Consider the following 23,925-nt stretch of genomic DNA (forward strand, 5'->3'; position numbering starts at 1 on the left):
TGGTACCTATCAATTTATGAAAGCACAGCAAGGCATACCTTCAGGCTTACCCGCTGCACGCTATTATCGCGCCAATGACCCGCAATGGCACTGGTTAGAAGAGCGCGATGACCCACAGGTCAGTGCCTTTTTAGAGGCCGCCAACCAGCAACAAGCCGATTGGTTTGCCCCGCTTGCCCCGCTGGAGGAAGCGTTATACCAGAGTCACTTGGCGCGCCGCGAATTAGCCGTGACCAGACTTAAGACAACGCTTGACCACTTCACGTTCTGGAACGAGACCGGTGCCGAGGATGACTACCCCTGCTGGTGGCGCCACCCCAACCATCAGCCTGAACAGCACGAATGCTTTTTTGACGTTAGAGCCCGTGCCGCCAAGCACGACTTTTACGACATGGGCGATATGGCGCTCTCTCCCGATGAGCAGTGGTTGGCCTGGACAGAAGATACTCAAGGCGACGAGCGTTTTACCCTGTGGCTGAAAGCACTGCCAAGCGGGTCGCCCGTGCAACTGTTAAGCGATATTGGTGCAGGTCTGTGCTGGGCAGAAGATCAAACTGCCACCACGGCGACGCTGCTGTTCACTCGCTTTGACGACACTCAGCGCCCCGACAGCGTTTGGCGCTTTTCACTTTCGCTAAAGGAGCCTGGCGCCTCAAAAGAGCCAGTACTGGTGCTACGGGAAGACGATCCTGAATTCTGGCTCGGCATCGGCAAAACGCGCTCACGGTCGTGGCTGCTGCTTGAAAGCGGCTCAAAAGACACCAGTGAAATTCACCTGTTGCCCGCCCACTCGCCTGATTCAGCACCGCAGTGTATTCAGCAGCGCCAACCAGGGGTTGAGTACAGCATTGATCACCGCCCAGGCAGTTTTTATCGCCTGCACAACCAGGCAGGTGCTCACTTTCAGCTCGATTTCCTGCCCGAAAGTCAGCTTGGTCAGCCCCAATTGAATTGGCAAACGCTAATCGCCCACCGTGAAGAAGCCACCTTGGAAGGCGTTGATGCGTTCTCTTGGGGGCTGATGCTGGCTGAGCGCGATCATGCCCAGGCACAGGTTCGTTTGCGGCGTTTGCTTTTTGATGCCCAGCACAGCTGCACCCTGGATGAGACCCTGGCACTGCCTGAACAACCCTGTTCGCAGATGCTTGAAGATGCCCCGCACTTCGATACCCAGGTAGTGCGCCTGCGCGAAGAGTCGTTTACCCAGCCGCCCAGCTGGTTTTCACTTGATCTCACCAGCGGCGAAAGGGCATTGTTGAAACGAGTACCTGTTTACGGCAACTTACAGCCTGAACAGCTAGTCAGCCGCCGCCTTTGGGCCACCAGCAGCGACGGTGAGCAAGTGCCCGTATCGGTGGTGATGCGCGCCGAACTGGCGGATCAGCCCTTACCCACGCTGCTGTATGGCTACGGCGCTTACGGTGAGGCTCTCGACCCCTGGTTCTCGATCGCCCGGCTGGAACTGCTTGAGCGCGGTGCGGCCTTTGCCGTTGCTCATGTGCGCGGCGGCGGCGAGCGGGGCGAACCCTGGTATTTAAACGGCAAGATGGCCCACAAAGAGAACAGCTTTGATGATTTCCTGGCCGCCAGGGAGGCGCTTGTGGAGCAGGGTGTCAGTGATTCACAGCGCATAGCGGCCTATGGCGCCAGCGCTGGAGGGCTGCTGGTCGGCACCTGTATTAACCGTGCGCCGGAAAAGTTTTGCGCCGCGCTGCTGGATGTGCCCTTCTTAGACGTGCTGCGCACGATGCAGAACCCGGAGCTGCCTCTGACGACCGCGGAGTACAGCGAGTGGGGCAACCCGGAAGAACCAGAGGTCGCCGAGCGAATAGCCGCTTACTCGCCCATCGATAATATTAAAGCGCAGTCATACCCCGCCCTGTGGATTGAGGGCAGTTGGTTCGATACCCGGGTCAGCTACTGGGAGCCCGCCAAATTTTATGCCCAGGTAGCACAACAGCAGCAGGGTTCTGCGCCGATTCTGATGCGTACCGATATGAGCAGTGGCCACGGCGGCGCATCCGGTCGATTCAAAGCCTGGCGCGATACCGCGCGCCAAGATGCGTTTATTCTCTGGGCACTGGGCCTGAACTCGCAAACGCTGCCAACCCCTGAGTAAAGTGCCCAAAGGCCTGCTGTGCCGCGGCAAGCACGGCAGGCCATGTAGACCGGGGGCAGTGGTACTCTGCAAAGTGCCAAAAAGCTGCCCACTCTTCTGTTGTTAAAGGGTGAGCAGTAAAAAAACGCAACGGCACCTGATCATCCAGCACGCTCTCAACGTGGCGGGCAATCATCTTCCCGCCCAAACGTGAGCCTTCCAACACATAGAGCATGCCCACTGCGTCGGCCACACTGGTAGGTGGCGGCGTAAGAGGCGCAGATGGCGCTCGCCTGCCGAGTTGGTGGATATCCGCCTTGAGTAGCGCTTCTCGATGTATTAACCGGTAATCCATATCATGCGCCTGTAAGCCACTGCTTAGCGCCTGCTCTAGGCTGGCGATGGGGGCATAAAGCGCGCTTAACGCCGAAGTATATTCAGCAACCGTTAATTCGCGCCTTAGCAGCGGTTTCAGCGCGGGATGCTGATCGACTCGATGGTGATCCGCACGCGTTTCACGCTTCAACCATTCACTCAGCGTGGGCTTACTCATTCCCTTTCCAGGCAAACGACTTGGCCTGCTGAAGCAAGGCGCGCAGTTTCAATAGGTACATGCGAGTACTCTTGGACCAGGGGCGGCCGTGGCCTACCCGCTGCTCTACCCAGGCTTCGAAGGAGCGCCGCGGCGCAATCCCGCTGCTGCCATCGCGATAATCAACGGGTTTATCGGGATTACCGCCCCAAGTAACTTCATAGAGGTGTTCAAGCCGACATAAGTAGAGATTAACGCTGTGGTGCTGATCCAGGGGTAGATCACTTACCACAGCAACCCCGGCGATCTCACTCAGCGGCATATTGGGGCAGTCGATTCGCAAGCTATCACTTATCCATACCGACGACGTTTCAAACCGCGCAGCCTCGGCCACTACCTCAACCCCACCCACCGATAGCGCAGTACCTGCCTGATAGTATTCGTCTCCCACCTGCAAAATCACCCCATCGACATCAAAGGTATCCATTAACCAGTGGCTTAATTCAGTCCAGGCGCTCGCTAACTCGCCGTGGCGCATCAGCACGTCCTTAGCCTGATCAAACTGGCGCTGCATGCCATCAAGCACCTTTAATCGCCTGCGCGCCTTATAGTCGCGCAGGCGTAAATTAAAGCCTTCCGACAGCGCGCTCATGGCCTGTAGGTGACTAACCGTTAACTGTTTGGGTACGGCACTGTGGCAAGAAATCAGCGCATCAAGCTCGCCTGCCTGCGTTATCGGAAGAGAGATAGCCGAACCGACCCCCATATTGGCCATATATTCCTGGTGAACCGGTGATACGCTGCGCAAATCCACCCATGAGAGATTGGGGATAGAAGCCTGCTTGCGGCCCATAATTGCCACCGGTTCAGCGCTGGCGTGGGGGATTGAACGCCACGGGTTTTTTAAGTAAAGCTGACGCGCCACCTGGGGAATATCGCTGGCTGGAAAGCGCAAGCCCAAATAGCTGCCCCCAATCTCAGGCTGGCGGGCCTCCGCGGTAACTTCACCGTCGCCCTCAGGCATGAAGCGGTAGTAATGCACGCGGTCAAAACCACTCAACGCCAGTAATTCCTCTAACAGTTGCTGGCACTGCTCTTCAAGCGCTTCGCGGTTTTCAGGCACAGGGTAAGCTTCCCCCTGCTTCGGCATCGGGTCGGCATGAGTATCAACAGGGTAAATCTCAAACAGAAGCTGCTCACCATTGTGGCTTATTACCACATCGAACTCTTGAGGCCCAAAATTGCTTTGGCCTGTATAACGTTCGCCCTCTGCAAGGGTCGGTGCACTCTTGTGCAGCTCCTGAAGAAAAGCGGGAAGCGGTTGATCCAGTAGCGACTCGAGCTCGGTATCCACACCGAGCCAATTTAGAATATTCTCCGATACGTGGCTGACAATGCCTTGCAAGGTGCTCACTACTAGCGCCCCATGAGGCTGAATAGCACCGGAAAGATGCAACTGCTCGTGCTCACACTGCTCAATAAACCCATTTTGCATCGTCATGTCAGGATTTCCTTTCCATATCATCATTGCTGAGAGGCAGAACATGGGCCTTGGCGAGCACGGTAAACTCAGCTAACGGTAATGGTCGTGATAACAAGTATCCTTGCACGTAATCACAGCCATTAGCGGTCAACCAGCTTAACTGGGAATGTGTTTCCACGCCCTCTCCCACGGTGCGGATATTGAGCGCCTTGGCCATTCCTAGAATCGCCAGAGCAATCGCCTGATCACTCTCATCTGCGCTGTCTAGTCCGTCTACAAAGCTTTTGTCTATTTTAAGCTCGGCCAACGGCAGCCGCTTTAGGTAGGCGAGCGATGAGTAGCCGGTGCCGAAATCATCCACCGCAAGCTTAATCCCCGCTTCACGCAGCTTTTCAATATTGCCTAATGCCGCGCTTGAGCGGTCGACCAGGGTGCTTTCGGTAATCTCCACTTGAATCAACTCATGGGGAACCCGGTACTGTTTTAGACAGGTAAACAGATGGGAGATGAAGCGCTCCTCCTGGAAGCTGCGTGCAGACACGTTCATGGCCACCGGTGGTAAGCAGACACCATCGGCCAGCCATTGCGCTAATTGAGTAATCAACAGCAGCGCCACATGGCGGTCAAGCTCTAAAATCAAGCCGGTGGCTTCGGCAACGGGGATAAAATCAGTCGGGCTTACATCACCCAGGACGGGGTCACTCCAACGCAGCAGCGCCTCGGCGCCAACTAAGCGATTGGGAGACGCGCTGGTAAATTTAGGTTGATACACCAGCCTTAAGCGGCCCTGCTCCATGCCCTCGCGCAGTGCGTGTTCAATGGCTACATCACGCATTAAACGCTCTTGCAGCTCGGGTTTAAACAGTTCAAATCGATCACGGCCGTTCTCTTTGGCACGATACATCGCAGTATCCGCTGCTTTGGTGAGGCCGGCCACATCGTCGCCATCATCGGGGCAGAAGGCCACACCAACGCTCGATGTCACAAACAGCGAGTGGCGGCGTACCTCATAGGGTTTGGCCAGCGAGTCGACAATCCGCTTGGCCACCTGCTCGGCGCCTTCGATCGTGGTGTCCGTCACAATGATGGTGAACTCATCGCCCCCGAGGCGCGCTACGGTGTCCATCTCCCTCACCAGCTCACGCAAGCGACCGGCGACTTGGATCAGCAGCTCGTCGCCGACGTCATGGCCCAAGGTATCGTTAATGCTTTTAAAGTTATCCAGATCCAGAAACATCAGCGCGCTGATTTGGTCATTGCGCCGGGCATGGGCAATGGCCACCTGAAGGCGATCCTGAAACAGCGTGCGGTTGGGTAGCCCCGTTAAGGCGTCATGGGTGGCGAGGTACTCAGCGTGCTGCTGGGACTCTTTAATGTGAGTAATATCTGAAAATACCGCCACATAAAGGGTCTCTTCGTGGCTATCCGGCTCAATGCTGTTAAGTGTCAGCCATTGGGAGAACAGGGTACCGTCTTGGCGCCGATTCCATACTTCTCCCTGCCAATAGCCATGCTGCTGCACCAACTCCCAGACAATATGGCAACTGCCCGGCGGCTCGGAATCCTGGCCATTTTCCTGTTCACTATAGAGCAGCGTGAGCGCAGGTGTATTAAGCACCTGATGGGCACTAAAACCGGTAATTCGCGTAAAGGCTGCATTGACCGACTGTATGTTGCCCAGCGCATTGATAACAACAATCGCCTCCCCCGCCTGCTCGTAGACTTTTGCAGCCACCTGCATCTCCCGCTCGGCCTGCTTGCGGGCAGTAATATCTTCCGCTTCGGTCAAAATCAGGTTGGGGTGGCCTTGCTCATCGCGAAGTACCTGATGAACCGAGGAGAAAATGCGCACGCCCCCTTCCGGGCTAGTGAGGATGTGCTCCGCTTTTACCATGCGCTGATAGCGCAGCGCTTCAAGATCGCATGTCCAGATGGAGCTGGCGTAGGTCTCAGGAAATAGTTCAAAGGGATTGTGCCCCACCAGTTCATCTTTAGAGAGGCCGAAGGTGTTTAAAAACTGGGGGTTGGCGAACGTGTAGTGCCCGTTGAGATCCTTGAGCGCCATCATCACCGTGCTATTTTCCATCAACGCATGCAGTTGGGCCTGGGATTGACGTAACTTGGCCTGCACATGGCTAAGGTCGGTAATATCCATCAGCGTCACAATCAACAGCTCTACGTTGCCATCGCGACTAACGCCGGGGGTCAATACGCGCTGCAGCAACCTCCCTTCCACCTCGATCACATCTTCTTCCGGCATGCCGCTGGCCATAACGCTGGCTAACTGCTCTTCCAGCGTGTTAAGCGCACTAGGTAATTTTAGCCCAGACACATGCCGCTGAAGGGCGGTTGGCCGGAAATTAAAATAGCGCGCAGCGGGGGCGTTGTAACGTTTTAGGCAGTGATCAGTGTCAAACACCAGCAAAGGGAAATCGAGTGCGTCATAGAGATAGGTATACTCTTCGTTGAGCTTAGTGAGCTCGCTGGTTTTAACATTTAGCTCCTCATTAAGGCTTATCAGCTCTTCGTTGGTGGCTTGCAGCTCTTCGTTGGCAGCCTCCATCTCTTCATTAGTGGCTTGAAGCTCTTCATTGGACGCCTGGGCCTCTTCATTCAGTGACTGCATCTCCTCGTTGGTCGTGGCCAGCTCTTCGAGTAGAGCTTGAAGATGTTCGCGGGTAGCTATTAGCTCATCTTCCAGGCTATTGCCTTTATCAAGTGGCAGTGGCTCCATTAGTTGTTCTAGGGAGATATCGCTCGAAGGGACAGATTCGACCATCGGGTTAGGGGTGAGAATCACCAGTACACGGCGGTCGTCATCGCCCTCTGAGAGGCCACGCACACTGAGCCGCCACCAGCGATCTTCAAAGCGTCGACGGCGACCTAATTGAGGCTCTCGCTGTTTTTGAAACTGATGCAGCATCGCCATCAGCTCGCCACGGAAAGCTGGGTTAATCACATCGCCGATGCCCACTTGGGTTCGGCCAGCAGGAAAGTGTAAGAACTTGGCTACCTCTCCCGCCGTATGCAGTACGCCCCCTTGCGCATCACACAGTGCAACCGTTGCTTCCATATGGGCAACCAAAGCAGCTAACAGTTGCTGCATATCACGATCACGTTGACGCCGCAGTGGCGGCTCTCCAGCACTTTGGGTAGATCGCACAGCCACTTCGCGGCTCTCACCTAGTTTACGAAAAAGGCGTTCACGACGATCAAGCGGGGCAAATAGACTTTCGGTTTGGGCGATGCTTTCCGAACGGCCTAGAAAAAGTAACCCTTTAGCCCTTAACCCAAAGTGAAAGCGCTGGAGAACACGCTGCTGCAGTTCGTTATTAAAGTAGATCAGTACGTTACGGCAAGAAACCAGGTTCAAACGCAAAAAAGGCGGATCATCGACCAAATTGTGTTTGGCAAAAACCACCATATCGCGCAACTCTTTATTCACCTCAAAGGCATGCTCTGTGGCAATAAAATAGCGTTCAACCCACTCGGGGGGCAACGCCTCCAGAGCAGCACCAATGTAGCTTCCCCGCCGAGCAACTTCTAAAGCATCCTCATCAATATCAGTGGCGAAAATCTGCACCACCCGGCTGGCCTTGCCGTGACGCCGCTTCGCTTCGGCTATCATCACTGCAATGGAGTAAGCCTCCTCACCTGTCGCGCAGCCTGCTACCCATATCCGGACGGGCTCACGTCCAGCGTCCTGAATGAGGGTGCTAATAGCACTCTCCAAAACATCAAACGCCGACCTATCGCGAACAAAGGCCGTCACCGAAATTAATATATCGCGGCCCAACTGCTCCAGTTCAGACGGACTAGCCTCCACTAATGCTAGATACTGCTGCATATCAGCCACATTGGTGGCTATCAGCCGACGCCGTATTCGCCTACTCAGCGTGCCTTTTTTGTAACCGGAAAAATCGAGTTGGCGATGCTCTTTAAGTAACGACAGTAAGCGGTCTGGCACGGCTGCTTGGCTATTTTCATGACTTGCATACTCTAACTGGGCAAGTTCGGCTAAACGCGGTGCCATTGCCTCTGCATCCAACACATAGTCAATTACGCCAGCGTCTACCGCCGATTGCGGCATGCCGTTGTATTTAGCGCTGGCTGGCGTTTGCACCATGGTGATACCACCGGCCGCCATAATGGCTCGCAACCCAGCGGTGCCATCAGAGCCGGTGCCGGATAGCACGATACCCACCGCCGCCTCATGGGCGTCCGCCGCCAACGAGATAAAAAAATCGTTGATACAGGGCTTAGGCCCCACATGAGGTTTGATGGGCGTGGTATAAAAAATGCCATCTTTAATCAGTGCGCTAGTATGAGCCGGCACCACGTAAATCACACCGGCTTCAGGTTTTTGGTTATCTTCAAAGCGCTGTACCCGCAGGTGGGTCTCGCGGCTTAATATATCCACCAGCATGCTTTTATGGGTTGGCGATACGTGTTGTAACACGACGTAAGCAAGCGGCATATCAGGATTGAGCGGCTTAATCAGCTTAGAAATGGCTTCCAATCCGCCAGCAGAAGCGCCGATACCCACCACAAGTGGAGAAGCTGAAGGGGAGCTGGCAGCGGTCATGGTCGTCCTTTACTTACCGGTAATAGTCGCTAGTAGTCTACACACCCTGCCAAGCAAAGCGACTTTTCCAAAGCGGGAAATAGTCCAATAAACGTCTGTTTTATATTGCTGCGTCAGCTTAGGCGACGACCGACCGGAACCTGCAGCGCCTAAGCTGCTTCTGACCTAGACCTGCTTAAGAATAGTGCTAAAGTTAACTTATGAAATGGTCGTTGCAAGGCAGTGTCCGGTAGGGTTAAACAAGTGTATTACCCATTAGAAAGGGTGCAAAATCTATACTTATATTGATTTACGCGCATATTTTACAGCCGCATATGCTCCTTTATGCCTATAAATTTCCGCTAAACTCAATCCAAACAGATAAAAACAATATTAAATACAGAAGCTTAATTAAACAAAATGACGCTAATACAGCGACCAACCCCCTTGCGTTGATGGTATGCCCTGGTGACCTAGTGGTTTCTAAAGGTACTTTATGTGTCTAGGTGTAAGAACACCCTCGATTGGATATGCGAATAATAGCTAATGGAAGTCAATAATCGCGAATTGGCACTTCAAACTGGCTTGCTGATGCTGCTGGTGTCCACCGTTGTGATTGGTGCAGGTGGATTTTTGCTGGGCTTTTTTCCTGACGTTCACCAGCCGCAATCGCTAGCTCTGCTACCGGACAGTGCACTGGTGATTTTATTATGTGGACTAGGCCTCAGCGCAGTAATGGCTGGCTTCGAACGTTTTCGTAAAGCTACCGCCGTTGCACTCGCCGTGGTTGCCAGCTATACGCTGTTACACAATGCCTTAGACCCGTCATATCACGCTGCCTCCTTGTTGAGTGGTCATCGACGCCTGCCTAGCCAAGCCGCCCCTATATTATTGATGGCTGCCTTTTGTCTTTGGGTCGGCCCTCAGGGACGCTGGCAGCGCCGTATTTGGCAACTCGGCGGGCTATTTTTATGGACGGTGGGCTGCATTACAATAGCGGCCCACAATGGGTGGCCCGTGCCCACCTGGTTACCCCGCGCCAGCGCATTGATCCCCGGCCTGATCGGCTTTTTATTTGGCATCGCCATGATAATGGTGAGCCTGCATGTTCCTCATTTGAAGACATCCTTAAGCAGCGCCGCTGTATTGGCGGGTGTTCTTGGCGTTAGCCTGAGTATGAGTGGCTGGTTTTTAGTCAGCTGGAACCAGCAAGAAGATATGCGTCAAAACGCACAGCAAAATTTGGAAGGTATTGCGGTCAATATTGATCAAATGCTGGCGTCACGGGCGATAGTTCTAGAACGTTTAACTGAACGCTGGCGCCAGGTCTTTGCAGACCCCACCTCTCGAAGCCGGGAGGTTGAACGCTACTGGACAGATTATCCAAGTATCTTAGCGATTGCGTACTTCAATCCAGTGGCCAATGACATATGGCGCCGTTCTCGCCATGAGAGTGCTCAGCGTTGGCTAGATAACCAGTTGAACACCTTAGCGACCTTGACTTGGCTTAACCAGCAGAGAAACGTCATACAGTGGTCGTTTCCCGACTATGAGCGCCCCACGTTAGCGCTACTTTCCATTAAGCAGCAAGAACGGCCCTATCAACTCGTTGCAGCCATCGATATAGCGCGTCTTATTAAGCGGGAAACCGGTGTCGTCAATGGCACTTATTCGCTGCATATCACCCATGCCAATGGCTCCCTCCTTAACGAAGGTAATGGCCTATTGCCAACCTCTTCTCCCGGGTCACTGCCGCCAATGCTCGCTGAACAAACGCTGGTTTTGCCAGGCGGCACAATTATTAATTTGGCTCTTTCTGAACTACCCAATCCGCCGTTAGAACTAACGCATTTTATAGCCGCCGGCGTGGGAATTGGCGGGCTGCTGCTCACTTATCAGTTGGTTTTTAGCTTTGCCTTGATATCAGCCCGCGCTCAGCGCTCGCGTGAGCTTTCGAAAGCTAAAGAGACCCTGGAGGATAGCGAACAGCGGTTTCGCTCGCTGTTTACACAAAACCCTGATGCGGTGTTTTCCCTGGATTTGAGTGGCTACCACTTAAGCGTCAATCGATCCCTACTCACCCTCCTTGAAATTGACGAAACACAGATTATCGGTAGTCATTGGAAAGACTTTGTTCCCCCTGAACATCATCTAACAGTGGATGCCGCCTTCCAAAAAGCGTTAATGGGCATCGCCCAGCGGTTCGACTTGGAGGTCATTAATCAGCAGGGCAATGCCCGCCAGTTAGATATGTCGTTTTTACCTACGATAGTAAGCGGTCAAGTCGTAGGCGTTTACGGCATTGCCAAAGAGATGACAGCACTACGCCAAAAAGAGTCACAGCTGCGTATCTATCAACGCAGTCTCGAAGCCAGCAGTAACGGCATTTTAATTTGTGAGGCTCAGCAAACGGATTACCCCATCCTCTATGTAAACTCTGCCTTTGTAACCGTGACAGGCTATTCGCTTGAAGAAGTAAAAGGCCGCAATTTCCGTTTTTTACAAGGCCCAGATACCGACCCACAGCAAATTGCCGATATTCAGCATGCGCTCGAACGGAAACTCGATATCACCTTGACCCTTCGCAACTATCGCAAAAACGGCCAAGCGTTCTGGAACAATCTCTTTCTCTCGCCAGTGCGTAGCCCTGATGGCCAAGTAACACACTTTGTGGGCAGTATTAACGATATCTCCGAGCGCCGGGATCATGAGAACGCACTCGCTTTTCATGCCACCCACGATGTGCTGACAGGCCTTGGCAACCGCGCTCTGTTTGAAGACCATTTGCGCCATGACGTCGAACTTGCTCGGCGTCATAAGCAGCAGCTAGCGGTACTGTTTATCGACCTGGATGAATTCAAACCGATCAACGATACGCTAGGGCATAGCATTGGCGACCAAGTGCTTATCAACGTCGCCAGACGGCTTGAACAAGCCATCAGGCCTTCCGATACCCTGTGTCGCTTCGGGGGGGATGAGTTTGTGTTGCTATTACCGGATCTCGATAGCCCACAGCAGGCAGAAGAGATTGCCGGGCGCCTGCTCGAAGCCCTTGCCCAGCCTTACCGCATTGAGCGCCACGAACTCCACCTTTCGGCAAGCATTGGCATTGCGCTTAATGACAAAGAGCTGTCGCACCCCGAAGAGTTACTCCAGCAAGCTGATATGGCGATGTATAAAGCCAAGCAGCAAGGTCGCAACGCCTTGCAAACCTTCACTCAGGATATTAACCAAAAGCTTACCCAACGGGTGACGCTGAGAAATGATTTGCAGGAAGCAATTCTGAATGAACAGTTTGAATTGCATTACCAGCCGCTGTTAACGATCACGGGAGCAGTTCAAGGCTTTGAAGCACTGGTACGTTGGAACCATCCAATCAAAGGCGCTATCTCACCGGCGCTATTTATCCCTATTGCTGAAGAGACAGGGCAAATTATTGCCTTAAGCCAATGGGTGATAGAGCGCGCCGCGCGGGATTTTCTCACTCTCCAGCCGCAGCTTTCCAGCCACTGCCGCATATCGGTCAACCTTTCGCCGATGCAGTTTCATCGGCCTAGCTTTTTAAGCTCGCTCAGCACTACCCTAGAAGCCACAGGACTCAGTGCGACATCGCTGGAACTTGAGTTAACCGAAGGCATATTGATGAATGATACTGACGCCGCGATTGATACGCTGCATGCGCTGCGCGCGATGGGGATCAGTGTTGCCATTGACGATTTCGGCACCGGCTTTTCAAGCCTGAGCTACTTACGCCACTTACCCGTCGACAAGGTAAAAATTGACCGCAGTTTTATCAACAATATTGCCAACAACAGCAAGGATGCCGCTATCGTGCAGGGCATTGTTGCCCTTGCTCATCACCTAGAACTGACGGTGGTGGCAGAGGGGGTAGAGACGACACAACAGCACCAACAGCTGGTGGAATTGCAGTGCGATGTTTTTCAAGGCTACCTATTCGCGAGACCCATGCCCTTCAAGGCTCTTTGTGAATGGTTAACTGAGAAACAGGGTTCAATTAAAGCTACATCGGCAGCACGGCAATAATATGCGATTCTAATTGCTGCTCCGGCACTTCATCCTGGGACACCGCGAAGCTGCGCACGCTGACTCCTTTGCGGTGAACCCGCTCGGCGTCATTGCTTAACAACGGATGCCAACCCGCCAACTTGCGCCCTTCCGCCACTCGCCGGTAGCCACAGCTCTGCGGCAGCCAGGTGAACTCTTTAACCAATGCCGGCGTCAGCTGAGTGCAGTCGGGCACGCTTTCAAAACGGTTCTCGTAATCGCTGCACTGACAGCTGTGAATATCCAACAAACGACAGGCCACATTGAGTATCGCTAACTCTTGGGTGTCCTCGTCGTGCAACTTCAGCAGGCAGCACTGACCACAGCCATCGCATAGCGCCTCCCACTCCTGGGGTGTCAGTTCTTCTAGCGTAAAGCGCTCCCAAAAACGTTCGCGCATCGCGGTCTCCATCCTCTCCTGGCTCATTGTCACGGAAAGCTCTTTATGATTGGGGTGTATCTTGGTGGCTCAATTCAGCCAATAGCGCTGGCCATAGTGTCTGAAAATCGTTCTCTAGTGCTTGATAATCGTCGTACAGCCAAGGCACTAAAGCAGCCAATTGATTGGGGCCAGACAAACGCCGCCCAATGCCGGCAACGGCCCGGCAGGTAAATGAAAAGTCAGCGTAGCCTCTTAGCCAGTCGTGCTCGACGAGAATCGGCATCATACCGGCCAGCCGGTTCGGCGCGGTGCGAGTGGAGAGTAGCCGATAGCAACGCTCAATGATCGCTTCCTGATCTGCCTGCCCCGCCGTATCCCGGGCCAGGAAATGATCCCACACCATATCCAGGGCTATCCCCGCATAGCGCCGCTGCCCCGTTGGCGCACGGCGCCGTGCATTAACAACGCTAGGATGGCTATCCACCCAGGCATCTACCCGGCGATGGTGACGAATGCCTAACGCCGTCGCAGCGGGCCAAGCACTTAAATCATGGCCCTTAACGCCATCGGCAATTAAATTGCCGTAGAGAAAATCATCACTACCAGCGCTCACCAACCACGCATGGGCAAGAAAATTCATAACCGGGGCGCTACTGTTCGTCAGAAGGGGCATCAGAGCGCGAAGCCACATGGGCGCGATGCACGTCGAGCAAATAGGCCTCTTTAGGCGGCGGCATTTGCAAATAGAAGCCTTTCTCTTTAATACCTGCTACTACGTCTGCTGCATTAACCCGTGACAATTTTTTGTCAGCGGTCAACAGCATGGTAAATACCGGTACCGGCTTGCCGAAGGTCTCAAGTAATAACTCTGGGACGTCTACCAATCCTTGACGCTTATCGATGTATAAATACATTTCATCTTTACGCGAGCTTTTGAAAACCTCGCAAATCATTTTGTCGCTCATTATGCTCGCTCCTCTAGGGCCTGGGCCAAAGCGCCATTCAGACACTCGCCACGCCAACCCGTCGGCCAAGTGAGAGGTTCCCCTGCCAAGTCCTGCATCACCAGTGTTTCTATATCGCGGCGACGCATGAGCATTTCCGGTGCCACTCCTAAGTCATTGGCTTTGCCTGTTACCGCCTTCTTGAGTGCTTTAAAACGTGATTTGAACGTCGGGTGCATCGGGTCTGGCCAACGCTTGGGCAGCGCCTCTTCATCACAGTGCTGGGCCTGTTTGACCATTGCCAGCAGTGCGTCGCCCTCTTTTTTGATCAGCATCGGCTTAATGCCTTCAACGTCAGCGAGTTCAAAGCGATTGCTGGGCATCTTTTCGGCGATCGCAAACAGCAGCTTATCGCTAATCAACCAGTTGCGCGGCAAGTCGCGACGGCGTGTCTCGCCTTCACGCCAAGTGGTCATTAGCCGATACGCCTCCATTTGACGGGGCGTTAAACGCCACAATTGGCGTTGACGGGTATACCACTGCAGGTCGTTATCAACGCTGCGGCCGGCCTGTTCAATTAAGCTAGCGCACTCGGCGTCCACCCATTCACGCCGCCCCAACATGGCGAGTTTTTCAGCCTGTAGCGTCCAGACTTTTAGTAAATAGATCACATCCAGCGCGGCGTAATGGCACTGTGCAGGCGACAGCGGGCGTAGTAACCAGTTTGAGCGTGTTTCCTCTTTAGGCAGGGTTTCACCGACCCAAAATTCGACCAGCTTTTGATACCCCATGCCAGGATTTTCACCTAAAAATCCTTGTACTACCTGAGTGTCGATTAACGGTTCCGGCAATACACCTGCCCAGTGCTGAAAGACCTCTAGATCTTCGCTGCAAGCGTGCAGTAATTTGATGGCACTATTTTGCAGCAGAGCACGGAATCTATCGGTACAGGGAACGGCCACCGGATCAATCAGATAAGCCTCTTCCCCCGCGGTAAATTGAATCAGCGCAGGGACTGGAAAAAAGGTGTTCTCTCGAAAAAACTCGGTATCCAGAGCAATCACGGTGGCATCGGCTACTTGCTCGCATGCCGCATCAAGCGCATCTGGAGTATCAAGCCATTGATAAGAGGGGGTAAGAGAGGACAAAAGCATTCTTCCAAGTTAGCGCAAACGCTCAGGCGCTTGCGTTTTAGGTAGGCTTATTCACTGGCAAACGGCAGACGACCATTAAATGCACGACTCAAGGTACCGCCATCAACGTACTCCAGTTCACCGCCCATGGGAACGCCATAGGCAAGCCGTGAGAGTTTGACGCCGTGTTCGGACAGCAGCGAAGCAATGTAATGGGCAGTCGCTTCACCCTCGATGGTGGGGTTAGTCGCCAACACCACCTCTTCAATGAGCCCTTCTGCAACACGCGCTTCCAGCAAGTCTAAACCAATCGACTCAGGCCCCACGCCATCGAGCGGCGAAAGGTGACCGTGGAGCACAAAATAGCGCCCTTTAAAGCCACCGGCTTCTTCAATCGCCAGTTGATCGGCAGGCGACTCCACTACGCAAAGCAGTGAATCATCGCGCCGCGGGCTTTCACACAGCATACAGACCTCTGCTTCGGTGAGCGTGCGGCAGCGCTGACAGTAGCCGACTTCTTCGATCGCCTGCAGAATAACCTCAGCAAGTCGCTGCCCACCTGGCCGTTCGCGCTCGAGTAGGTGCATTGCCATGCGCTGAGCCGTTTTGGGCCCAACGCCTGGCAATACGCGAAACGCATCCATTAGCTGCTCAACGAGAGGAGAAAAACGCATTGCTTAGAACGGCATCTTAAAGCCGGGCGGTAGGTTCAAGCCTGCCGTCGCTTCTTCCATTTTCTGTTTAGAGCTGACTTCCAATTTGCGCACTGCGTCGTTGACCGCCGCCGCTAGCAAATCTTCCAGCAATTCTTTGTCCTCTTCCATAACGCTGGGGTCAATGGACACGTTTGATACGTCATGGCGACCATTCATGGTGACCTTGACCATACCGGCACCCGCCTCGCCCTGGACTTCGGCTTTGGCGACCTCCTCCTGGGCTTGCTGCATTTTTTCCTGCATCTCTTGGGCTTGCTTCATCAAGTTGCCCATTCCACCTTTAAGCATGGTCTGATCTCCAACGTCCGTAGTTAAAAAACAAGTTAAAAAAGCTAGTTAAAAAGATGTTTATGTCTCGACGAATTGAAAAGCGCTTAGCGTACCGCGTCAGCAGGCTTAACGCTGGATTCTATCAGCTTTGCCCCAAACGCCTGCTGTAACTTCTGTACATGGGGGTCGTGATTGAGTAGATCAACCGCCTGGGCATGACGCTCTTGATTAAGACGCTCTTCGCGCTGCCGCGGCGTTTCAAGGCTATTAGACAACTCGGCAACGTAAAACGCTATTCGCCGTGGCATACCCTGCTCTTTTAACGCCCGTTCAATGCGCGTTTGGTGCACTTCCGCCTGCATGGCCTCTTGGCTGGGGTCGAGGCGCAGCGTCAGCAGCGTACCGTCGTCACTCTCGACCAAGCAGTTGCCCGCCAAGTTACGGGTTAAGCCGCCCAGACCAAGAGAATCAAAGCACTGCAACCACTGCGCATTATCCAGCTTGCCGGACTGAATTTCCGACCGGTTTTGTGGAGAGGTTTTTGGCAGGGTTTCTGACAGGGCTTCTGGAACGACCTCTGGTGCAGCTTCTGGCGCTACAGTCGCTGAGGGCTCTACCGTTTGAGGCTCGGAAGCAGGTGCAGGCGCTGCGGTCGGCTCTGGCTCAGTAACAGGCTGGGGCTCAGTAGCAAGTTCTGGTTCAGTCTTAACCGTTGGCTCAGGGACTTGCTGGTGAGTCCCCCCCTCTATTAATCGTTCCTCCGCTTCGACAGTCCAAGGCGGCGGCTCTTGCAGAGGCGGCTCCTCTTCAGCGGCAGGCGCTGCCTGCTCAGGGCTTGGCGCTAATGGCGGCTCAGGCTGAGCGTCTGGCGCGGAATGAACTTCTGCCGTTGCATCAACTGCTGCCGCGGGCTGCGGCGCCGTTGATGGCGCCTCTGCCACGGGCGCTTGAACACCCTTTTCTGTCGCTTCCGCTTGTGAAGGCTCGCGGCGAAGCGGTAGCGGGGTACGCGGCGGTTTCGGCACACCCTGAGGGCGAAATGCCAGCATCCGCAGCAACGTCATCTCTAACGCGCTGCGCAGATCAGGGGCGTGCACCATGTCGCCCCGCCCCTGAATACCAATTTGGTAATAGAGCTGAATGTCTTCAGCGGTGAAACGGCTAGCTAGCTGCAGTATAACGTCACGATCACCATGGCTGTTATCCACGGCGTCCGGCACCATCTGTGCAACGGCTAAACGATGCAGCATGCTTGATAACTCATCCAACACCGCGGCAAAGTCCGGGCCTTGCTCTGCCAACTCAGCCACTTCGGCCAGCAAGCGCTGCACATCCACATCGGCCAGGGCTTCTGCCAGCCCAAGAATATGACGATGATCCAAAGTGCCCAGCATGGCAGCCACATCCGCATGGCGTACCGCTCCTTGGCCAAACGCAATGGCTTGGTCGGTTAGGCTCATGGCATCACGCATTGAGCCTTCCGCCGCCTTACCCAACAGCCACAAGGCGCTTTCATCAAAAGCGACACCCTCTTCACCCAGCACATAGGTGAGATGCTCCACCACGCGCTCTGGTGGCATATGCTTGAGGGTAAATTGGAGGCAGCGAGAAAGTACCGTCGGCGGCAGCTTTTGCGGATCGGTGGTCGCCAGCAAAAATTTAACGTGAGGGGGAGGCTCTTCCAGCGTTTTCAGCAGCGCATTGAAACTGCTGGTGGAGAGCATGTGCACCTCATCGATCAGGTACACCTTATAGCGCCCTTGGGTAGGCGCATACTGGACGTTGTCCAGCAATTCACGGGTATCTTCTACTTTGGTTCTTGACGCCGCATCGACCTCAATAAGGTCAACAAAGCGCCCTTCATCAATTGCTTGACAGCTATCGCACTGACCACAAGGGGTAGAAGTAATGCCTTCGTCACCACGGCCGTTGGCCGTGCAATTCAAACACTTGGCAAGAATACGCGCCAAGGTGGTTTTACCCACACCACGAGTACCCGTAAACAGGTAGGCATGGTGTAGACGCCCCTGATCAAGGGCATTGACCAAGGCGCGTTGAACATGGGCCTGGCCCACGAGTTCGTGGAATGTGCGAGGCCGCCACTTGCGGGCCAGAACCTGATAACTCATGAAGCTGTACTTCCTTCGGCGGGCTGACTTGCCACACGCTGTAGCCAGCGCGAGGCAAAGGCCACGATGCATAACAAAGACGATGCGAGAACAAACGTCATTCTAACGGTTGCACCGCAGCCCGCCAACCGCCTGAGTAAAACGGACGGTTAGACAACGCCTAGGCGTTATCACCACCTTCCGCCGCACCAGCACGCTCTGCAGCGGCTTTTACTAACTTTTCCAGCTCGCCATTTTGATGCATCTCAACCACGATATCGCAACCACCCACTAACTCGCCTTCTACCCACAATTGCGGGAAGGTGGGCCAGTTAGCAATTTTGGGCAGCTCAGCGCGAATATCCGGATTATCCAGAACGTTAACAAACGCAAAGCGCTCGCCACAGCTCATCAGCGCTTGGACGGTCTGGGCAGAAAACCCACACTGGGGCAGTTGGGGCGAACCTTTCATGTAAATCAGGATCGGGTTTTCGCTAATTTGGCGCTGAATATTTTCGGCAGTCGTGCTCATACTATTTCCTCGCTTATTGATAACCGATGCCCATCCACTCAGTTAGCACTCGAACGTAGCAGTTGAACAAGTACCTGAGTAGAGCGCTCGGCTTTAACGTGTATGTGGCATTCTACGCATGCCGTTCGCGTTGCGCATCCCCTGCAGCATAGCTAGGATAGTGTTTTTGCGCGGAGAGAAGCCCTTATGGCGACACGCCATTTCCTGACCTTGCTAGATTTGACACCGGATGAGCTGGACTATTTGATCCAGCGCGCCATTACGATCAAAACCAATCTAAAAGCCCAAGGTCCTGTTTATACACCATTACCCAACCGGACTCTGGCGATGATCTTTGAAAAATCATCGACGCGCACACGGGTTTCATTTGAAACGGGAATGGCACAGTTTGGCGGTCACGCACTTTTTCTCTCCCCCCGCGACACTCAACTGGGTCGGGGCGAACCCATTGAAGACACTGCTCGCGTACTGTCTGAAATGGTCGATGCAGTGATGATTCGCACCTTTTCCCACGCCGGGCTGGAAACCTACGCCAGCGCCAGCAGCGTACCGGTGATTAACGCCTTAAGCGATGACTACCACCCCTGCCAACTGCTTGCCGACGTGATGACCTGGACTGAGCTACGCGGTAGCGTAAAGGGTCGCACAGCGGTGTGGATTGGGGATGGCAACAACATGTGCCACTCATGGATCAATGCTGCTCGCCAGTTCGGTTTTCATCTGCGCATTTGCTGCCCGAAAGGCTACGAACCTCGTGCAGACATTATGGCTGCCGCTGGCGATCAAGTGACGCTGCTGCACGACCCTCAGGAAGCGGTAAAGCAGGTCGACCTGATCACCACCGATGTATGGGCCTCCATGGGGCAGGAAGAAGAGCAGGCGAAACGTGAAGCCGACTTCTCGGGCTTCCAAGTTACTGAAGCAATGCTCGACAAAGCAAATCAAGACGTGCTCTTCCTGCACTGCCTGCCCGCCCATCGCGGCGAAGAGATCAGCCATACACTGCTCGACGATCCCCGTGCAGTTGTCTGGCAGGAAGCCGGCAACCGCTTACATGCGCAAAAAGCGTTAATCGAGTTTTTGCTACTAGGGCCAATCACTGAGCAAAAAGCAGCTGGCTAAACGCCGCCCTTAAAGCTAAAGCAAGACGAAAAAAAGCCTCGTTAAACAACGAGGCTTTTTTCTAGCATTTGGTAAAATTCTGTATTGGTGGAGCCTAGCGGGATCGAACCGCTGACCTCAACACTGCCAGTGTTGCGCTCTCCCAGCTGAGCTAAGGCCCCACGTACTGTCTTTCCAACAGCGAGGCGGATACTACGGCGAACATTTCCCTTGGTCAAGTTTTTAAACATCAGCGCCTAACTAATTCTCCTTTGTAGTTAGCTGTGGCACTCTATGCATTAGAGTACAAGGCCAACGCCTGAGCCCATGATTTTTCCATGCAGGAGCCTGTCCCTTGATCAGTGTACTTATCGCCGATGATCATCATCTAGTAAGAACTAGCATTGCTCACCTGCTAAACGAAGAGTGTGACATTAAAATTGTGGGCGAGGTCGACGACGGCGAAAGTGCGGTAACACAGTGTCGTCATTTAAAGCCCGACATCGTGTTAATGGATATCCGCATGCCAGGCATCGGCGGGCTTGAAGCCACTCGGCGCATTCACCGCAACATGGAAGACGTTAAGGTCTTGATCTTGACCGCGCATATGGAAGACAGCGTGCTGCGACGCATGCTGGAAGCCGGTGCCTCAGGTTTTTTAAGCAAAGGCGCCGATGCGATAGAAATGACCGATGCCATCCGCCAGGTGTTCCATGGTCGCCGCTATGTCAGTCAGGAAATTGCCCAGCGTTTGGCTCTTTCGCACTTCACCGAGGAAGATAACCCGTTTAGTCATCTATCCCATCGTGAGCTACAAATTGCCCTTATGATCGTCAATTGCCAGCGTGTGCAAGATATCTCGGATCGCCTGCACTTAAGTCCTAAAACGGTAAACACCTACCGCTACCGACTCTTTGATAAACTACAGGTTGCCACTGACGTTGAGCTTACTCACTTAGCGCTCCGTCACGGGCTGGTAGAGGGGTTTGACGCTACCCAAATATGACCCCCCATCTTCCCCTGCTGTTATCGGGTACCGACACGCTGATATGACCTTTGATTCAAAACAGTTCTTGAGCTCGGTAAGCTCCTCGCCAGGGGTTTACCGTATGCTTGATGAACAAAGTAATACGCTTTATGTGGGCAAAGCCAAGCGTTTAAAAGCGCGTCTTGCCAGCTATTTCCGTGGCCAGTTGAATACCAAAACCCAAGCCATGGTGGGGCGCATCGCCGATGTTCAGGTCACCGTCACGCGCACGGAAACCGAAGCCCTGCTGCTTGAACAGACGCTGATCAAACAGCTGCGTCCGCCCTATAACATTCTGCTGCGTGACGATAAGTCCTACCCCTTTGTCTTTGTCACCGACCGTCACCCTTACCCGGCACTTGAATATAAACGCGCCCGTCAGCGCAGCGACGATGGCCGCTATCTAGGCCCCTACCCTAGCAGCGGAGCCGTGCGTGAAAGCTTAGCGCTGATGCAGAAGATATTTCATATACGCAACTGCGAGGACAGCGTCTTTGCCCATCGCTCACGCCCCTGCTTGCAGTATCAGATTCATCGCTGTAGCGCTCCCTGCGTCGACTATATCTCCGCCGAGGACTACCGGCGCGATCTAGAACACGCCGTAATGTGCCTGGAAGGCAAAAGCGAAAGCGTGACCCAAGAGCTGATGGAGGCGATGGAAAAGGCCAGCCAGGCGCTCAACTTTGAGGAGGCCGCCCGTCTTCGCGACCAGGTTCAGCAACTACGGCAGCTTCAGCAGCGGCAGTTTGTCGACACCGGAGGCGGTGATGCGGATATTTTCGCTCTCGCCCAGCGCCCCGGTGCGCTTGGCGTTTCAGTGTTAAGCGTCCGCGATGGTCGCCTGCTGGGCGCGCGCCATCACACGCCGAAAAACGGTCTGGATCTACCGCTTGAAACGCTGCTCACCGAGGTGGTTAGCCAATACTATTTTGGCCAACCCCATAACGTGCCCAGCGAAGTAATTACTAGCCACCCGCTAGACGACAGCGAGCTTATCGCCGAGGCGTTGACCCAACAGGCGGGCAAACGCATTCGCGTTACCAGCCAAGTGCGCGGCCACCGCGCCCAGTGGCAGCAGCTCGCCATTACCAACGCGGAGCAGCAGTTGGCCTCACAATTGGCCAATCAAACCCAGCTCACCCAGCGCTTTACCGCTCTGCAGAAAGCGCTGGGCCTAGAAGACACACCGCAGCGCCTGGAGTGTTTTGACATTAGCCATAGCCACGGTGAGGCCACCGTTGCCTCCTGCGTGGTGTTTGATCATCAAGGCCCGCGTAAAAGCGACTACCGCCATTTCCGTATTGAAGGGGTGGCCGCCGGTGATGACTATGCTGCCATGCAGCAGGCCCTAACCCGACGCCTAAAGCGCGTAAAAAGCGGCGAAGCAGTCGCCCCGGACATCCTGATCGTCGACGGCGGCAAGGGTCAGCTCAATATGGCCCGAGAAGTGTTTAAAGAGCTCGACATCAGCAACATCATGCTACTGGGCGTCGCTAAAGGCACCACGCGTAAGGCAGGACTTGAAAGTCTGTTTGTGGAAACAGCGGACAATCCGCTGGATTTGGATCCGGCCTCCCCCGCCCTACACTTGATCCAGCATATTCGCGATGAATCACACCGGTTTGCCATTGCGGGCCACCGCGCTCAGCGTGATAAAGCGCGACGCACTTCAACCCTGCAGGATATTCCAGGCATTGGCCCTAAACGTCGTCGGGAGTTACTGCGCTTTTTTGGCGGCCTGCAGGGGGTACAAAAGGCCAGCCGCGATGAACTCGCCCGCGTACCGGGCATTAATGCGTCGTTAGCCGAGAGTATTTACCGGGCACTCAATGGATAAACGCTCGTTTGCCATGGATGCCATCGGCCAAGGGGGATAGAATGACCCCCAGACACTTCGAATCCTCTGATTTCCCGGCAAGGATCGCACCCTGCGATGAACATACCCAACATATTAACGCTGGCGAGAATCGCCTTTATTCCGCTGCTGGTGGTGCTGTTTTATCTGCCCTTCAGCTGGAGCATGCCCGTGGCGGCTGGCTTATTTGGTCTGGCCTCCATTACCGACTGGTTGGATGGCTACTTAGCGCGACGCTGGAATCAGTCCACACCTTTTGGCGCATTTTTAGACCCTGTGGCTGACAAACTCATGGTGGTCGTCGCCCTGGCGCTATTGATTGAGCGTTACGACACCCTGGTGCTGACGCTCCCTGCGCTGGTGATTATCGGCCGGGAAATTGTCATTTCAGCGCTACGCGAGTGGATGGCTGAAATGGGTAAACGTGGCATGGTGGCGGTTTCTTGGGTAGGCAAGCTTAAAACCACTCTGCAAATGGTGTCGCTGCTGATCTTACTGGCGCTTCCACCGACGCACGAATTTGCACTGCTAGGCGTTGTAGTACTTTATACCGCCGCTATCCTAACGTTGTGGTCGATGATTCAATACCTGAAAGCGGCCTGGCCGCATCTTAGCCGCTCCATGTAAGCTGCTGATAAGTAAATAAGGAGCACGCATTAATTCATTGATTGACAACTTGGCGGTGATCCGTATAATTCGCCCTCGAGTCGAGCGGGAATAGCTCAGTGGTAGAGCATCGCCTTGCCAAGGCGAGGGTCGGGAGTTCGAATCTCCTTTCCCGCTCCATTTTGGATGTGTGGTAAAAGGGTATCGCCAAGGCGAGGGTCGTGATCTGGTGCGCCAGCCCGGTCGAATCTCCTTTCCCGCTCCAACGACTTTTGAGGCTGGATGGCAGAGTGGTTATGCAGCGGACTGCAACTCCGTGTACGCCGGTTCGATTCCGACTCCAGCCTCCATCTTTGTGTAGCAGTGGTGTTTTAAGTAGAACGAAACAGCATTGCGATGTGATCTTTGTGTGATGTAAAGCCCGGATGGCGAAATCGGTAGACGCAAGAGACTTAAAATCTCTCGGGGGCAACCCCGTGCCGGTTCAAGTCCGGCTCCGGGCACCACTC

17 protein-coding genes and 4 tRNA genes are annotated in these 23,925 nt (G+C 54.2%); 9 read left to right on the top strand and 12 right to left on the bottom strand.

The annotated features are described in order from the left end of the window. Window positions 1-16 precede the first annotated feature (16 nt). A complete protein-coding gene (locus KF947_RS03110; RefSeq protein ID WP_227405423.1) occupies window positions 17-2,119 on the top strand; it encodes a S9 family peptidase in 2,103 nt (700 codons plus the stop codon). Here KF947_RS03110 and KF947_RS03115 read toward each other — a convergent pair. The 3 genes from KF947_RS03115 to KF947_RS03125 are packed head-to-tail and all read right to left on the bottom strand — an operon-like array spanning window position 2,067 to window position 8,698. Beyond that, window positions 2,067-2,651, bottom strand: a complete 585-nt coding sequence (locus KF947_RS03115) for a biliverdin-producing heme oxygenase (protein ID WP_133732735.1) — start codon at window positions 2,649-2,651, stop codon at window positions 2,067-2,069. The genes KF947_RS03110 and KF947_RS03115 overlap by 53 nt on opposite strands. Beyond that, on the bottom strand, window positions 2,644-4,131 hold the full coding sequence (locus tag KF947_RS03120; RefSeq protein ID WP_227405424.1) for a GAF domain-containing protein: 1,488 nt from the start codon (window positions 4,129-4,131) through the stop codon (window positions 2,644-2,646). The genes KF947_RS03115 and KF947_RS03120 overlap by 8 nt, the downstream gene beginning before the upstream one ends. Window position 4,132: 1 nt before the next feature. After that, window positions 4,133-8,698, bottom strand: a complete 4,566-nt coding sequence (locus KF947_RS03125) for an EAL domain-containing protein (RefSeq protein ID WP_227405425.1) — start codon at window positions 8,696-8,698, stop codon at window positions 4,133-4,135. A gap of 525 nt (window positions 8,699-9,223) precedes the next feature. On the opposite strand from KF947_RS03125, the gene KF947_RS03130 reads away from it, so the two are divergent. Beyond that, complete coding sequence (locus KF947_RS03130) at window positions 9,224-12,721, top strand: putative bifunctional diguanylate cyclase/phosphodiesterase (RefSeq protein WP_227405426.1); 3,498 nt, start codon at window positions 9,224-9,226, stop codon at window positions 12,719-12,721. On the opposite strand, the gene KF947_RS03135 is transcribed toward KF947_RS03130, so the two are convergent. The 8 genes from KF947_RS03135 to grxD all read right to left on the bottom strand — a co-directional run bounded on the left by KF947_RS03135 (window position 12,699) and on the right by grxD (window position 18,827). Further along, window positions 12,699-13,154 carry a YcgN family cysteine cluster protein gene (locus KF947_RS03135; protein WP_287019054.1) on the bottom strand — a complete coding sequence of 152 codons (456 nt, stop codon included), beginning with the start codon at window positions 13,152-13,154 and terminating at the stop codon, window positions 12,699-12,701. The two genes, KF947_RS03130 and KF947_RS03135, sit on opposite strands and share 23 nt — an antisense overlap. Window positions 13,155-13,185: 31 nt before the next feature. Beyond that, the gene (locus KF947_RS03140; RefSeq protein WP_133732739.1) at window positions 13,186-13,764 is read right to left on the bottom strand and encodes an ACP phosphodiesterase; all 579 of its coding nucleotides are present in this window, start codon (window positions 13,762-13,764) and stop codon (window positions 13,186-13,188) included. A gap of 10 nt (window positions 13,765-13,774) precedes the next feature. Next, on the bottom strand, window positions 13,775-14,089 hold the full coding sequence (locus tag KF947_RS03145) for a YcgL domain-containing protein (RefSeq protein WP_133732740.1): 315 nt from the start codon (window positions 14,087-14,089) through the stop codon (window positions 13,775-13,777). Then, the gene (gene rnd, locus KF947_RS03150; RefSeq protein ID WP_227405428.1) at window positions 14,089-15,222 is read right to left on the bottom strand and encodes a ribonuclease D; all 1,134 of its coding nucleotides are present in this window, start codon (window positions 15,220-15,222) and stop codon (window positions 14,089-14,091) included. The genes KF947_RS03145 and rnd overlap by 1 nt, the downstream gene beginning before the upstream one ends. 47 nt (window positions 15,223-15,269) lie before the next feature. After that, window positions 15,270-15,875 (bottom strand): recombination mediator RecR, encoded by a 606-nt coding sequence (gene recR / locus KF947_RS03155; protein ID WP_133732742.1) that lies wholly within the window; start codon window positions 15,873-15,875, stop codon window positions 15,270-15,272. A gap of 3 nt (window positions 15,876-15,878) precedes the next feature. Then, entirely contained in the window at window positions 15,879-16,205 is a 327-nt protein-coding gene (locus tag KF947_RS03160) for a YbaB/EbfC family nucleoid-associated protein (protein ID WP_071693664.1), read from the bottom strand. A gap of 86 nt (window positions 16,206-16,291) precedes the next feature. After that, the gene (gene dnaX, locus KF947_RS03165; RefSeq protein WP_227405429.1) at window positions 16,292-18,316 is read right to left on the bottom strand and encodes a DNA polymerase III subunit gamma/tau; all 2,025 of its coding nucleotides are present in this window, start codon (window positions 18,314-18,316) and stop codon (window positions 16,292-16,294) included. A 160-nt stretch (window positions 18,317-18,476) separates the two neighbouring features. Continuing rightward, entirely contained in the window at window positions 18,477-18,827 is a 351-nt protein-coding gene (grxD, locus tag KF947_RS03170; protein WP_133732744.1) for a Grx4 family monothiol glutaredoxin, read from the bottom strand. 186 nt (window positions 18,828-19,013) lie between these two features. Here grxD and argF point away from each other — a divergent pair, with 186 nt between their 5' ends. Then, window positions 19,014-19,949: an ornithine carbamoyltransferase gene (gene argF, locus KF947_RS03175; RefSeq protein WP_227405430.1), complete on the top strand. Its 936-nt coding sequence runs from the start codon at window positions 19,014-19,016 to the stop codon at window positions 19,947-19,949. Between the two features lie 85 nt (window positions 19,950-20,034). Here argF and KF947_RS03180 read toward each other — a convergent pair. After that, window positions 20,035-20,110, bottom strand: a tRNA-Ala gene (locus KF947_RS03180). A 173-nt stretch (window positions 20,111-20,283) separates the two neighbouring features. Here KF947_RS03180 and uvrY point away from each other — a divergent pair. The 6 genes from uvrY (at window position 20,284) to KF947_RS03210 (ending at window position 23,922) form a co-directional block, all read left to right on the top strand. Then, window positions 20,284-20,934, top strand: a complete 651-nt coding sequence (gene uvrY, locus KF947_RS03185; RefSeq protein ID WP_009288007.1) for a UvrY/SirA/GacA family response regulator transcription factor — start codon at window positions 20,284-20,286, stop codon at window positions 20,932-20,934. Window positions 20,935-20,977: 43 nt separating this feature from the next. Beyond that, complete coding sequence (gene uvrC, locus KF947_RS03190; RefSeq protein ID WP_133732746.1) at window positions 20,978-22,792, top strand: excinuclease ABC subunit UvrC; 1,815 nt, start codon at window positions 20,978-20,980, stop codon at window positions 22,790-22,792. A gap of 96 nt (window positions 22,793-22,888) precedes the next feature. Then, window positions 22,889-23,437: a CDP-diacylglycerol--glycerol-3-phosphate 3-phosphatidyltransferase gene (gene pgsA / locus KF947_RS03195; protein WP_227405431.1), complete on the top strand. Its 549-nt coding sequence runs from the start codon at window positions 22,889-22,891 to the stop codon at window positions 23,435-23,437. An 84-nt stretch (window positions 23,438-23,521) separates the two neighbouring features. After that, window positions 23,522-23,596, top strand: a tRNA-Gly gene (locus KF947_RS03200). A gap of 96 nt (window positions 23,597-23,692) precedes the next feature. Continuing rightward, a tRNA-Cys gene (locus KF947_RS03205) sits at window positions 23,693-23,766 on the top strand. Between the two features lie 69 nt (window positions 23,767-23,835). After that, window positions 23,836-23,922: transfer RNA gene (locus KF947_RS03210), tRNA-Leu, on the top strand. Window positions 23,923-23,925: the final 3 nt, after the last annotated feature.

It is taken from the genome of Halomonas sp. FeN2 (assembly GCF_020595105.1).
Lineage (GTDB): Bacteria > Pseudomonadota > Gammaproteobacteria > Pseudomonadales > Halomonadaceae > Vreelandella > Vreelandella neptunia.

Excerpts from the sequence above, each read along its gene's own strand:
- KF947_RS03110 (WP_227405423.1), top strand. The coding sequence starts at position 17 with ATGAAAGCACAGCAAGGCATACCTTCAGGCTTACCCGCTGCACGCTAT.
- KF947_RS03115 (WP_133732735.1), bottom strand. The coding sequence starts at position 2,651 with ATGAGTAAGCCCACGCTGAGTGAATGGTTGAAGCGTGAAACGCGTGCG.
- KF947_RS03120 (WP_227405424.1), bottom strand. The coding sequence starts at position 4,131 with ATGACGATGCAAAATGGGTTTATTGAGCAGTGTGAGCACGAGCAGTTG.
- KF947_RS03125 (WP_227405425.1), bottom strand. The coding sequence starts at position 8,698 with ATGACCGCTGCCAGCTCCCCTTCAGCTTCTCCACTTGTGGTGGGTATC.
- KF947_RS03130 (WP_227405426.1), top strand. The coding sequence starts at position 9,224 with ATGGAAGTCAATAATCGCGAATTGGCACTTCAAACTGGCTTGCTGATG.
- KF947_RS03135 (WP_287019054.1), bottom strand. The coding sequence starts at position 13,154 with ATGGAGACCGCGATGCGCGAACGTTTTTGGGAGCGCTTTACGCTAGAA.
- KF947_RS03140 (WP_133732739.1), bottom strand. The coding sequence starts at position 13,764 with ATGAATTTTCTTGCCCATGCGTGGTTGGTGAGCGCTGGTAGTGATGAT.
- KF947_RS03145 (WP_133732740.1), bottom strand. The coding sequence starts at position 14,089 with ATGAGCGACAAAATGATTTGCGAGGTTTTCAAAAGCTCGCGTAAAGAT.
- rnd (WP_227405428.1), bottom strand. The coding sequence starts at position 15,222 with ATGCTTTTGTCCTCTCTTACCCCCTCTTATCAATGGCTTGATACTCCA.
- recR (WP_133732742.1), bottom strand. The coding sequence starts at position 15,875 with ATGCGTTTTTCTCCTCTCGTTGAGCAGCTAATGGATGCGTTTCGCGTA.
- KF947_RS03160 (WP_071693664.1), bottom strand. The coding sequence starts at position 16,205 with ATGCTTAAAGGTGGAATGGGCAACTTGATGAAGCAAGCCCAAGAGATG.
- dnaX (WP_227405429.1), bottom strand. The coding sequence starts at position 18,316 with ATGAGTTATCAGGTTCTGGCCCGCAAGTGGCGGCCTCGCACATTCCAC.
- grxD (WP_133732744.1), bottom strand. The coding sequence starts at position 18,827 with ATGAGCACGACTGCCGAAAATATTCAGCGCCAAATTAGCGAAAACCCG.
- argF (WP_227405430.1), top strand. The coding sequence starts at position 19,014 with ATGGCGACACGCCATTTCCTGACCTTGCTAGATTTGACACCGGATGAG.
- uvrC (WP_133732746.1), top strand. The coding sequence starts at position 20,978 with ATGACCTTTGATTCAAAACAGTTCTTGAGCTCGGTAAGCTCCTCGCCA.
- pgsA (WP_227405431.1), top strand. The coding sequence starts at position 22,889 with ATGAACATACCCAACATATTAACGCTGGCGAGAATCGCCTTTATTCCG.